Here is a 13,188-nt window from a genome sequence, read left to right as displayed (position 1 = left end):
ATTATATGGGAAATTAGTTTCTGGATGAATTTAATTCTTTATATACGTCCAGCTCCACTGCCTGGCCCTTCTAGGTCATAAGCTGGATTGCTTATGCTTGCCGTTGCTCATCAAGGCGCTTGCATTTTTGGTCTGCCTCTGAAAGATCTCCTCTTTTTTAAATTCATACCCAAAGATTGTTTAATCGGGAATTGCAGCAAGTAAATATTATATCTCTCACAAAATGAAAGCGCTTCTTTGTATGTCAGTATTCCTAACATGATTAACCGGTTTCTTCTATATTATATGTTCATGAAAATTACAGCTGAAAATCCTTGGGGCAGCATCTCTATACTGAAAAAGCATTGGGAAAGACTTTAATCACCTCAAAATTTTGAGAGCCTGTTAAGTGGAGAGGAAGGCACGCAGACTCCTCTGGATTGCAGCGCCGCCCCGCGGAAAGCGAAGTGCCTGGAACGGAAATCCACAAACCCATACAAAACTCAAAAAATTATCAGCAAACCCCTTTCCAGACAATATGTATACAGGAATTAGAATTGATAATCCGGGGGCAGGGGGAGAAAAGATTTTTTTGATTTTTTTTCCTCTTACTAAAATCACATATACAAGCAATGTAAGCGCATTCAATAAGTCTGATTAATCTAAATTATCAAATAATTCTTGAAAATGGTGTTGACTCCAAAAAAAAATGAGCGTAAGATAGTCCTCAAATAATAAAACAAACCGCTTCACACCAGAAGCGAAAGAATGGAACCCATATTTTTTTAACCTGTCATTTCAACCGTTTAAAGCGTGTATACATTAAATTGAAGAGGTGTTTTTCGTGTCTGAGCAATTGATATTTTTAAACGGGGAGTTTGTGACGAAAGAAAATGCGAAAATATCCGTTTATGACCATGGTTTCCTATATGGCGACGGAATCTTTGAAGGGATCCGGGTATACAGCGGAAACATCTTCAGGATGAAGGAGCATATGGACCGGCTTTATCGTTCAGCCAAATCCATTTTGCTGACAATGCCATATACAGAGGAAGAACTGACAGATATCATTGTTGCCACTGTAGAAAAAAATCCTTATGAAGATGCTTACATCCGGATTGTTGTTTCCAGGGGAGTCGGCGACCTGGGGCTGGATCCTTACAATTGCAAAAAAGCAAATGTTGTAGTGATTGTCGAGCCGCTCAGCATCTTTCCGAAAGAATTGTATGAGACAGGGCTTGAGATAGTCACAGTAGCGACCAGAAGGAACAGGCCGGATGTATTGAGCCCGAAAGTTAAGTCTTTGAATTATTTGAACAATGTGCTGGTAAGGATTGAGGCCCGCCTCGCAAATGTGAGCGAAGCACTTATGCTGAATGATCAGGGCTATGTGGCGGAAGGATCGGCTGATAATGTATTCATCATCAAAGATAATTGCTTTTATACACCTCCAGGATACGTTGGGGCGCTTGAAGGGATTACCCGCAATGCGGTCATGGAAATCGCCAGGGAGCTTGGCTATGAAGTGAAGGAGGAGCCTTTCACAAGGCATGATGTTTATACGGCGGATGAAGTATTCCTTACAGGGACGGCCGCCGAGGTCATTGCAGTTGTAAAGGTGGACGGCCGGATAATCGGTGAAGGGCATCCGGGGGCGCATACTAAAGAGCTCCTGGTGAAATTCAGGGAGAGAGTGGTTTCAGAAGGTGTTAAAGTGGCTCCAAAGCATTTTGAATCCCATGTAAGCTGACAGAATATCACTATATTTGAAAAGCGCAGATGAGGATAAGTAGGTTTGCGGACCAGGATTTACAGAGAGCCGGGCAGGCTGAGAGCCGGCAATCCTGCCGCAAAATGAACTCCCCTCAGAGCGCCAGCCTGAAAGTTGAACGAGTAGGGCCGGCCGGGTGTGAAAGCACCCGTTACCAAAAAGGGCAGCAGCTGCTGTCCATAAGTGCACGCAAATTGCGTGAATCAGGGTGGTACCGTGGAACAGGCTGACAAAGCCTTTTCATCCCTTCGTCTGCTGAAGCAGGCATTATTGGGGATGGGAAGGCTTTTTATATTGTTTTTTTCTTTCAGAAAAAAGGAGGTTTTATCAGGATGCTGCAGGAAGCTGCCTTTGCAGAAGATCAAACCGGCACAAAGCCGGCAACCGGTGCTGAATTGTTATTGCAGGCACTGGAGAAGGAACAGGTGGAAGTGATTTTTGGCTATCCGGGAGGGGCGGTCCTTCCGATTTATGACAAAATCTATGATTCTGGCATACTTCATGTGCTCCCCAGGCATGAACAGGGAGGCATCCATGCTGCAGAAGGATACGCACGGATCTCCGGCAAGCCTGGAGTTGTCATCGCCACTTCGGGACCGGGGGCAACCAATATTGTTACAGGCCTTGCCGACGCCATGATGGATTCTTTGCCGCTCGTTGTCATTACGGGGCAGGTGGCAACAGGCGTCATCGGATCGGATGCTTTCCAGGAGGCTGATATCCTCGGGATCACTACCCCTATTACAAAATATAACTATCAGGCTAGGAATATAGGTGATATCCCGAGGATTGTGAAGGAGGCCTTTCATATCGCTTCTACAGGAAGGCCGGGGCCGGTCTTGATCGATATTCCCAAGGATATCGCAGCGGGCGCCGAACAGCCGCCCGAGGAAGCAGAAATCAGCCTCCCGGGTTATCAGCCGACCTTGCAGCCCAATTTTCTCCAGATCCGCAAGCTGACAGAGGCGGTAAGCCGGGCAAAAAAACCTGTCATCCTGGCAGGTGCCGGCGTCCTCCATGCAAAGGCATCAGGTCTCCTTAAGGAATATGCCGAACAGCAGCAGCTTCCGGTAGTGCATACCCTTCTGGGGCTCGGGGGCTTTCCGGCCGACCATAGCCTGTTTATCGGGATGGCCGGGATGCATGGGTGCTATGCGGCCAACATGGCCTTGCATGAATGCGATCTGCTGATCAATATCGGCGCGAGATTTGATGACAGGCTCACCGGCAATCTTGCCTATTTTGCACCTGGCGCACAAGTTGCACATGTCGATATCGATCCTGCTGAGATCGGCAAAAATGTCCCAACCCAAATTCCGGTTGTGGCTGATGCAAAAGAAGCTCTCAGCCAGCTTGCCGGCCAGAAGGGAAGGCCGCCCGAACATGGCGAATGGATGGCAAAGCTTAAAAGCTGGAAAGATGAATTCCCTTACCATTTCCAAAAGTCTGCTGAATTAAAGCCTCAGCGGGTCATGGAGCTTTTGTTTGAAAAGACGGCGGGAGATGCGATTGTTACGACGGATGTCGGCCAGCATCAAATGTGGGCGGCCCAATATTACCGCTTTAAGGAAGCAGGAAAATGGGTCACTTCAGGCGGGCTCGGCACGATGGGATTTGGGATGCCGGCGGCCATCGGGGCGCAGCTCGCTGCCCCGGATTCCCTGGTCATATCGGTTGTTGGCGACGGCGGCTTCCAGATGTCTGCGCAGGAGCTCGGCCTCATCCGTGAGCTTAATCTCCCGGTGAAAATAGCCATCTTCAATAACAGGGCGCTTGGGATGGTAAGGCAGTGGCAGGAAATCTTTTATGATTCCCGCTTTTCGCACAGCAAAGCCCAGTATCAGCCTTCCTTTGTCAAACTGGCGGAAGCTTACGACATCAAAGCTTATGAAATCCGCACAGAAGAAGAGGCCGTAAAGGTGCTGGATGAAGCACTCAAAAGCGATGAGCCGGTGTTATTCGACTTCAGGATAGCTCCCGATGAAAATGTATTTCCGATGATCGCCCCGGGCAGAGGGCACCATGAGATGGAAGGTGTAAAACCATGAAACGAATCATCTGTTTAACCGTGATGAACAGGCCTGGGGTCCTCAATAGAATCACCAATCTGTTCTCAAAGCGGAACTTCAATATTGAAAGCATCTCGGTCGGGCATTCCGAGCAGGAGGGTATTTCCCGGATCACCTGTACGGTTCATGTGGACAATGAATCAGCCGCAGAGCAGATTGCAAAACAGCTCAATAAACAGATTGATATTTTAAAAGTGAATGATATCAGCGGCCAACAGATTGTCGCCAGGGAGCTTGCATTGATAAAGGTGCTGTCGCTGCCTCAGACAAGAAGTGAATTATATTCGCTGATTGAGCCATTCCGGGCCTCTGTGATCGATATCGGCAAAGACAGCCTGGTCATCCAGATCACGGGAGAATCGGAAAAAATAGAAGCCTTCATTGAACTCGTAAAGCCTTATGGAATAAAGGAAATCGCCCGGACAGGGACAACAGCGTTTACCAGGGGCAGCCAGAGGAACCAGGGACAGCCGAAAAATTATTCAATTGTATAAAAACATTTCTATATAAAATAATCCAAACACGAGAGGGAGAATGAAACATGGCGAAAATGTATTATAACGGAGACGCAAATCCAGCTTATTTGAACGGAAAGAAGGTAGCGGTGATCGGATATGGATCGCAGGGCCATGCACATGCCCAAAATCTTAGGGAGAGCGGTGCTGATGTCGTAATCGGGCTGAGAAAAGGAAAGTCATGGGATAAAGCTGCAGAAGACGGGTTCCCGGTATTCGCTGTCGGAGAGTCTGTTGCACAAAGCGATATTGTCATGGTCCTCCTGCCGGATGAGCTTCAGCCTAAAGTCTACAAGGAAGAAATTGAGCCGAATCTTACAAATCAGGCCCTGCTGTTTGCCCACGGATTCAATATCCACTTCCATCAGATTGTTGCGCCAAAGACTTGTGATGTCCTGCTGGTGGCTCCGAAAGGCCCTGGCCATCTGGTGAGAAGGACATATCAGGAAGGAGCAGGGGTGCCGGCATTATTTGCTGTCCATCAGGATGTAACGGGAGAAGCCCAGGAGCTTGCGCTTGCTTATGCCAGAGCGATTGGGGCTCTGAGGGCAGGGGCGCTGGAAACCACATTCAAGGAAGAAACAGAAACCGATTTATTCGGCGAACAGGCTGTACTGTGCGGAGGGCTCACGTCACTTGTGAAAGCAGGCTTTGAAACATTGACCGAGGCAGGCTATCAGCCGGAGCTTGCATACTTTGAATGTCTCCACGAGCTGAAGCTGATTGTCGACCTGATGTACGAAGGCGGTCTTGAAGGAATGAGATACAGCATTTCCGATACGGCGCAATGGGGCGATTTTGTCAGCGGGCCGAGGGTAGTCGACGATAGAGTGAAGCAGGAGATGAAGGCAGTCCTGAAGGATATCCAGGAAGGCAAGTTTGCGAAAGGGTGGATCCTTGAAAACCAGGCAAACAGGCCGGTCTTCAACAGCATCAATGCCAGCGAAAATGAGCATCCGATTGAACAGGTCGGCAGGGAGCTGAGAAAAATGATGCCATTTGTAAATAAAGAGAAAAAGGAAGAAGTGGCTGTCAGTGCGAACCATTAATATCTTTGACACGACTTTGCGTGACGGGGAACAGTCTGCGGGAGTCAATTTGAATCTTTCTGAAAAGCTGGAAATTGCGAAACAGCTTGAAAGGCTCAATGTCGATATTATAGAAGCCGGTTTTCCGGCAGCTTCAAAAGGCGATTTTACTTCAGTCCGGGAGATAGCCGGCCTCATCAGGAACTGCTCGGTTACAGGGCTTGCAAGATCGGTGATGTCAGATATCGATGCAGCCTGGGAAGCATTGAGGGAGGGGGAGGATCCGAGGCTGCATGTCTTCCTCGCAACCTCCCCTATCCACCGGCAGTATAAATTGAAGCAGTCAAAGGAAGAAGTCGTGGAGACGGCGGTTTCTGCTGTAAAATATGCAGCCGGGAAATTCCCGCTCATTCAATGGTCGGCAGAGGATGCCTGCCGGACGGAGCTGCCTTTTCTGGCCCGCATCGTTGAGGAAGTCATCCAGGCCGGGGCGCGGGTCATCAATATACCTGATACGGTCGGCTATATTTCCCCTGGTGAATATGGGAAGATTTTTCAATACTTAATAGAAAATGTTCCTTCCATTGATAAAGTCATATTATCGGCGCACTGCCATGATGATCTCGGCATGGCGATTGCCAATTCCCTCGCCGCCATCGAAAATGGTGCAGGGCAGATTGAAGGGACCATCAATGGCATCGGTGAACGGGCCGGGAATGCTGCGCTGGAAGAGCTTGCCGTCGCCCTGCACATACGGCAGGACCATTATCAGGCAGGGACCCGCCTTAAGCTTGAGGAAATCAGCAGAACAAGCAGCCTGGTCAGCAAGCTGACCGGCATGGCTGTCCCGGCGAATAAGGCAATTGTCGGCAGGAATGCTTTTGCCCATGAGTCAGGCATTCACCAGGATGGCGTGCTCAAAGAGAAGACGACTTACGAAATCATATCGCCTGAAATTGTCGGCTTCCACTCCAATTCTATGGTTCTCGGCAAGCATTCTGGCAGGCATGCGTTCAAATCCCGCCTGGAAGAGCTGGGACTCACTGTTCCGGAAGATGAAATCAAGCCGCTGTTTGCTATTTTTAAAGATTTGGCAGACAGGAAGAAAGAGATGACAGATGATGATCTAGCCGCGATCGTCCTGGAGGAAAGGCTGTCAAAAGACCAGCAATTCTATGAGCTGCTGCAGATTCAGGTCCAATACGGGACCAATCAAGTGCCGACTGCCACAGTTACACTGTCAGGCAGGCAAAATGAAGTGATCCAGGAGGCGGCAACCGGGGCGGGCAGCATTGAAGCTCTGTACAACACGCTGGAAAAATCAGTGAACGGTACAGTGAACCTGCTTGATTACCGGATCCAGTCGGTCGGAGCTGGCCGGGATGCCCTTGCGCAGGTATTCGTCAAAATGAAATACAACGGCAGGGAAACGAGCGGGAGGGGGCTTGCGCAGGATGTTCTGGAAGCTTCTGCAAAAGCTTATCTGAACGCTGTGAACCGGGTCATTTATCTAGAAGAAAAAACGCAAGTGGCTTTATAAAATCTAAGGCGGAGGGATAGGCATGAAAAAGCGGATCGCAGTGCTGCCGGGTGACGGCATCGGAAAAGAAGTGGCAGCAGGGGCAGTTGAAGTGCTGCAGGCTGCAGGAGAACGATTTGGGCATACATTTGAATTCGTCTATGGGAAAATTGGCGGAACAGCAATTGATTCCACCGGGGTGCCGCTGCCGGATGAAACGGTCGGACTCTGTAAAAGCAGCGATGCCATTTTGCTTGGGGCTGTCGGCGGGCCGCGCTGGGAGAGGCTTCATCCAAGCCTTAGGCCGGAACGCGGCCTCCTTAAAATCCGCAAAGATCTTAATTTATATGCCAATCTCCGGCCTACCAGCTATTTTGCGAGTCTGGCAGAATCCTCTCCTTTGAAGAAGGAAGTCATTGAAGGCACTGATTTTTTAATGGTAAGAGAGCTGACCGGCGGACTTTACTTTGGAAAGCCGAGCGAAAGGACCAGGGACGGCGGGGAAGAATCTGCCGTGGACACTTTATTTTATAAAAAGGAAGAAATCCAGAGAGTTGTAAGGCTGGCCTTTGACCTGGCGCGCGGAAGGAACGGGAAGGTAACGAGCGTGGATAAAGCAAATGTTCTTGAATCAAGCAGGATGTGGAGGGAAACGGCAGAGGAAATTGCTTCCCAATATCCAGATGTACAGCTTGAGCATCTGCTTGTCGACAATGCGGCCATGCAGATCATCAAAAATCCCAGACAGTTTGATGTAATTGTCACCGAAAATATGTTTGGCGATATTTTAAGTGACGAAGCTTCTGTCCTGACCGGGTCGCTCGGCATGCTTCCATCTGCCAGCCTGTCTGAGAGCGGGCCATATCTTTATGAGCCCATCCATGGATCTGCCCCGGACATCGAGGGCAAAGGCATCGCCAATCCGGTTGGGATGATCCTTTCCGCGGCCATGATGCTTCGCCTCTCCTTCGGTATGGAAGAAGAGGCGGCTGCAATCGAGAAGGCTGTCGGGGAAGTTCTTGAGTCAGGCGTCCGTACAGCCGATGTTGCTTCAGGGGGGAAGGCAGTTTCGACACAAATGATGATCGACGAAATCAAAGCTGTCCTGCTCGATAATGAAGCAATCGTGCAGATCATGGGGGCATACGCCTGATCGTTCAGGATATCACGGCTGGTGTTCCAGCCGTGATTGTTTATATCATGATTCCGGGAGAGGGCCCGAAGAAGATGGAGGGATTAAATAGATGGGCAAATCAATCGTGGAGAAAATTTGGGATCAGCATATCGTCCATACAGAAAGTGAAAAGCCTGATCTGCTTTATATCGATCTGCATTTAGTGCATGAAGTAACATCCCCTCAGGCATTTTCCGGCCTGCGGATGAAAAACAGGAAGGTCAGGCGCCCGGACAAAACCTTTGCTACTATGGACCATAACGTCCCGACAATCAACCGCTATCAAATTGATGATCCGATCGCAAAAAACCAGATGACTGCCCTGGAAAAGAACTGCGCAGAATTCGGTATACCGCTTGCGGGGATGGACAGCCCTGATCAAGGAATTGTCCATGTCATCGGCCCGGAGCTTGGCCTGACACGTCCGGGGATGACCATTGTATGCGGGGACAGCCACACATCCACCCATGGTGCATTCGGTTCGCTGGCTTTCGGCATCGGCACAAGCGAGGTGGAGCATGTGCTTGCAACCCAGACCCTATGGCAGTCCAGGCCGAAAACGATGAAGCTGCAGATTGACGGCCAGCTTGAGAACGGGGTTACGGCCAAGGATGTCATCCTGTACATCATAGGAAAATTCGGCATCGGGTTTGGAACAGGGCATGTCATTGAATACTGCGGGGAAGCTGTAAGGTGCATGTCCATGGAAGAAAGGATGACTATTTGCAATATGTCGATAGAGGGAGGAGCCAGGGCCGGGCTTGTCAGTCCTGATGAGACGACTTTTTCCTATATAAAAGGACGGAAATATGCCCCGAAAGGCGAGGAGTGGGATTTGTCCATAGATCATTGGAGGGCTCTCGCGTCAGATGCAGATGCAGTATATGACAAGACAATCACATTGGATGCCGGAAAAATTCCTCCGATGGTCAGCTGGGGGACCAATCCTTCCATGGCTGCAGGAGTTGACGGCAGGATACCTTCTGCGGCTGATTGCAGGAACGAAACAGAGCGGGTATCCCTTGAGCGGGCGCTTCTGTATATGGGGCTTTCTGAGGGGCAGGAGATCAGTGATATTGGCATTCAGCATGTGTTTATCGGGTCATGCACAAACTCGCGCATCGAGGATCTAAGGCAGGCGGCAGAGTTTGCCGCAGGCAAAAAAGTCCATGCGGGCGTCAGGGCCCTTGTAGTACCGGGATCGCAGGGAGTAAAGGAACAGGCGGAAAAAGAGGGGCTTCATCAGACCTTTATCGAAGCCGGCTTTGAATGGCGGGAATCCGGATGCAGCATGTGCCTCAGCATGAATAATGATATCGTGCCGCCGGGAGAGCATTGCGCCTCCACCTCCAACCGCAATTTCGAAGGGCGGCAGGGATCCGGTGCAAGGACCCACCTTGTCAGCCCGCTCATGGCAGCAGCGGCTGCAGTGCATGGAAGATTTGTCGATGTCCGGAAATTACTGATGGAAGAATCAATCATCATATAGGAGGAGATAGAATGGGCGGTTTCAAAAAGCTGTCAGGCAAAGCAGCCGCGCTCGACAGGGCAAATGTCGATACAGATCAGATCATACCGAAGCAATTTTTGAAAAGAATCGAGAAAACCGGGTTTGGAAAATACTTATTCTATGACTGGCGCTTTAAAGGTGGGCAGCCGGATCCTGCTTTTGAATTGAATAAGCCTGAAAACCTTGGTGCTGAAATTCTGATCTCAAATGAAAACTTCGGCTGCGGCTCTTCGAGGGAGCATGCTCCCTGGGCTCTTCAGGACTATGGATTCAAAGCGGTGATTGCCCCCTCTTTCGCTGACATCTTCCATCAGAACTGCCTGAAAAACGGGCTCCTGCCGATCCGCCTGAGCCAGGGGGAGGCAGAACAGCTTCTTTCTAAGGCAGCAGAAACAGAACTCGTATTGACAGTGGACCTTGAAACGCAGTCTGTCTATAGTGAGGATGGCTTTTCTGCAGCCTTTCCAATACAGACATATTGGAAAACGATGCTCCTCAATGGCTGGGATGAAATTGAAATCACGCTTCAGCTGGAGGAAAAAATAGAAGCATATGAAAAAACAAGCTAGATCCACTCTTATGTGGATCTCTTTATTTTCCTCCATGAAAGCATACCGGCATCCCTTTTTAAGACTCTTCCCTCCGAATTTCTTTTTTCTTTCCATGCATGCTATACTATCTTCAATATTAACAGGGAAGGCGGTTTTTCATGACTAAGCGGAGCCAGAACGACAGCAGCAACATCATCCCCTTTCCCGGTCTGGAAAAGCGTTTGCTGGAAAAAGGACTTGAGAGTCTGCAGGGAAAGAATTTTTCAGATGCAATCAAGCTGTTTGAGGATGCCAAAGAGCTTGATCCCGAGAGCAGTGACATACATATTGGGCTTGTCCTGGCCTATTTTGAGGCCGGAGCGCTTAAAAAAGCCAAGAATCTTGCCAAAGCCATGCTTCAGGAGGGGATTGGAGACTATTTTGAAATCGCAGACCTTTATCTGATGATCATGGTCCAGCTCCATGAATATGGGGAAATAGCCGCCACCATCGAAGCCCTTCTCCAGGAAAGGGAGATCCCGAAGGATAAGCTGGAGCACTTCTCAAAGATGCTGCACTTCAGCAGGCGCATGGCAGAGGGAAGCCCGGATCCCGATGCAGAAGAAAAGCTCCATGAAGAATACAGGGATAAGGAGCTGAACCTCCTGTCCTATCAGGATCCGAAAGAGCAGATCCTGCTTCTGGCCAATCTTGCAAACATCAACATCAGGCCTTATCTCGACGAGCTGAAGTCTTATCTGGTTTCAGAGGAAGGGCATCCTTTCCTGAAAACGATGATTATGAACATACTGAAAGAGCAGGAATATGATAAGCCGGTGAGTGTAAAAAAGCTCGGGATGAATGAGGAGTTCATCCCATCCGCCCTTCACGATGTCCATGACCATAAGCAGCTAAGGGCGATTGAAGCATCGGTAAAAGATAAGCTTGAACACGAAGATCCGGTCCTGGCGGAAAATATCATCGCTTTGCTCGAGAGGCAGTTCTTCCTGCTGTATCCGTTCAAGCTGGATCCTTATCAGCCGGAGCTTTGGGCGGCTGCCTACCATCTTGTCGGCTGTTCATTTTACGGGATGGACGGAGATCCCGGGGAAATGGCCCTCCAGTATGGGGTGGCAGAAAAGGATCTTCTTGCATCCAGGATTTTTATAGGGAAGATAGAAGAAATTTCTTATCCCAATATTTGAGTATCTCTGTTGAAACAGAGAGAACGTATGTTATAATATAGTGGCTGTTATGTGTAAAAATAGTTATTTTACATATCAAAAAGATGAATATGCTATGATATTAAAGCCATATTCATACAAAGTCCGCTAAAATGGTAATGACAATAGATTGTTGGAGGGAATTATAGTATGTCTGCTAAGTTTGAAAAGCTAGAAGGGAACCAAGGGGTTCTCACAATTGAAGTAGATGCAGAGAAAGTCAAAGAAGGTTTGGACGCTGCATTCAAAAAAGTGGTTGCTAATGTAAACGTGCCGGGATTCCGTAAAGGAAAAATGCCGCGCGGAATGTTCGAAAAGCGCTTTGGCGTTGAATCTTTATACCAGGATGCAGTTGACTTCCTTCTTCCGGAAGCATATGCAAGTGCAATCGACGAGACAGGGATCGAGCCTGTTGACCGTCCGGAAATCGATGTTGAGCAGATCGAAAAAGGCAAGAGCCTGATCTTCAAGGCGACTGTTACAGTCAAGCCTGAAGTAAAGCTTGGCGAATATAAAGGCCTTGAAGTTGAAAAGCTTGAAACTGAAGTGACTGAAGAAGATGTTAACAACGAAATCACTTCCCTTCAGGAGCGCCAGGCTGAACTGGTCGTTAAAGAAGAAGGCAAAGCTGAAAACGGCGATACAGTCGTAATGGATTTCGAAGGTTTTGTTGACGGCGAAGCTTTTGAAGGCGGAAAAGCTGAGAACTATTCCCTTGAGCTTGGTTCAGGCCAATTCATCCCTGGTTTCGAAGAGCAGCTTGCAGGAACAGCTGCAGGCGAATCCAAGGATGTTGAAGTAACATTCCCGGAGGAATACCATGCTGCTGAGCTTGCCGGCAAAAAGGCAGTCTTCAAAGTAACTGTTCACGAAATCAAAGGCAAAGAGCTTCCTGCGCTTGATGACGAGTTTGCAAAGGATGTTGACGAAGAGGTTGAAACTCTTGATGCCCTTAAGGAAAAAATCAGGACCCGCCTTGAAGAAAGCAAGAAGCAGGAATCTGAAAACAACCTTCGCGACACTGTAGTCGAAAAAGCTGCTGATAATGCTGAGATCGACCTTCCTGCAGTAATGATCGACAATGAAGTCGACAGAATGATGCAGGAATTCGAACAGCGTCTTCAGATGCAGGGCATGAACCTTGAGCTTTACTTCCAGTTCTCCGGCCAGGACGAAAGCGCCCTGCGCGAGCAGATGAAAGAAGAAGGCGAAAAGCGCGTGCGCATTAACCTGACTCTTGAAGAAATCGCTAAAGCTGAAAACATTGAAGTAACAGACGAAGAGGTTACTGCTGAGCTTGATAAAATGGCTGAAATGTACAACATGACTGCCGATGCGATCAAGCAGGCGCTTGGAAGTCTTGAAAGCGTAAAAGCTGATCTTAAAGTGAAAAAAGCAGTTGATTTCCTTATCGAAAACAGCAAAACTGCTTAATAGAAAAATTTAACTATCGTAATAGCAGCGCTGGCTGCATAAACTTTTTAATAAAACAAGGCGCGATTTGATCGTGCCTTGTTTTATACAATAAAAAGCAGCATATAGTATATAAGAGTTAAAAACGGACAGGAAAAACTCTATACATAACCGCCGTAATTAAATATCCCTTAATCGGGATTTAACTCTCTGTTTTATGGATAAGCTTATTGGGTACATATTTTTAAATGCGGATCAGCAGACAGAAATTGAAACATACTTTTCTAAGAGTTATCATTTCCTGTCCAGTTGTTAAATGTGTTACAATGCAATACATAACTGTTAAAGTTTTCTCCTGTGCAGCTGTTCCCAACGATCGATTGATAAGATGCAATCAAAAAGGACATAAAGGCACAGGGATGTTTTATGGGTTCTCCCAGCCGTTTTTCCATAAGCT

General features: G+C 48.3%; 10 protein-coding genes and 1 other annotated feature. All 10 genes read left to right on the top strand.

All coding sequences use genetic code 11. The features are described 5' to 3' along the window. Positions 1-823: 823 nt before the first annotated feature. Entirely contained in the window at positions 824-1,729 is a 906-nt protein-coding gene (gene ilvE, locus AC4E8B_RS18700) for a branched-chain-amino-acid transaminase (protein WP_490214824.1), read from the top strand. Between the two features lie 17 nt (positions 1,730-1,746). Further along, positions 1,747-2,001, top strand: a binding site (T-box leader). Between the two features lie 81 nt (positions 2,002-2,082). Continuing rightward, the gene (gene ilvB, locus AC4E8B_RS18695) at positions 2,083-3,798 is read left to right on the top strand and encodes an acetolactate synthase large subunit (RefSeq protein ID WP_490214822.1); all 1,716 of its coding nucleotides are present in this window, start codon (positions 2,083-2,085) and stop codon (positions 3,796-3,798) included. Continuing rightward, positions 3,795-4,313: an acetolactate synthase small subunit gene (gene ilvN / locus AC4E8B_RS18690; RefSeq protein ID WP_490214821.1), complete on the top strand. Its 519-nt coding sequence runs from the start codon at positions 3,795-3,797 to the stop codon at positions 4,311-4,313. The genes ilvB and ilvN overlap by 4 nt, the downstream gene beginning before the upstream one ends. 47 nt (positions 4,314-4,360) lie before the next feature. Further along, positions 4,361-5,383, top strand: a complete 1,023-nt coding sequence (ilvC, locus tag AC4E8B_RS18685) for a ketol-acid reductoisomerase (protein WP_490214820.1) — start codon at positions 4,361-4,363, stop codon at positions 5,381-5,383. After that, a complete protein-coding gene (locus tag AC4E8B_RS18680; RefSeq protein WP_490214819.1) occupies positions 5,370-6,902 on the top strand; it encodes a 2-isopropylmalate synthase in 1,533 nt (510 codons plus the stop codon). The genes ilvC and AC4E8B_RS18680 overlap by 14 nt, the downstream gene beginning before the upstream one ends. A gap of 22 nt (positions 6,903-6,924) precedes the next feature. Further along, on the top strand, positions 6,925-8,034 hold the full coding sequence (gene leuB, locus AC4E8B_RS18675) for a 3-isopropylmalate dehydrogenase (RefSeq protein WP_490214817.1): 1,110 nt from the start codon (positions 6,925-6,927) through the stop codon (positions 8,032-8,034). 91 nt (positions 8,035-8,125) lie between these two features. Continuing rightward, entirely contained in the window at positions 8,126-9,544 is a 1,419-nt protein-coding gene (gene leuC / locus AC4E8B_RS18670; protein WP_490214815.1) for a 3-isopropylmalate dehydratase large subunit, read from the top strand. An 11-nt stretch (positions 9,545-9,555) separates the two neighbouring features. After that, on the top strand, positions 9,556-10,134 hold the full coding sequence (gene leuD / locus AC4E8B_RS18665; protein WP_490214813.1) for a 3-isopropylmalate dehydratase small subunit: 579 nt from the start codon (positions 9,556-9,558) through the stop codon (positions 10,132-10,134). Positions 10,135-10,274: 140 nt separating this feature from the next. Then, positions 10,275-11,300, top strand: a complete 1,026-nt coding sequence (locus AC4E8B_RS18660; RefSeq protein WP_490214811.1) for a tetratricopeptide repeat protein — start codon at positions 10,275-10,277, stop codon at positions 11,298-11,300. A 168-nt stretch (positions 11,301-11,468) separates the two neighbouring features. Further along, the gene (gene tig, locus AC4E8B_RS18655) at positions 11,469-12,752 is read left to right on the top strand and encodes a trigger factor (RefSeq protein WP_490214810.1); all 1,284 of its coding nucleotides are present in this window, start codon (positions 11,469-11,471) and stop codon (positions 12,750-12,752) included. Positions 12,753-13,188 lie beyond the last annotated feature (436 nt).

This window comes from Bacillus sp. SRL543, from assembly GCF_984799205.1.
Note: the sequence above shows the minus strand (reverse complement) of the source record. Positions and strands in the feature narration are given on the sequence as shown.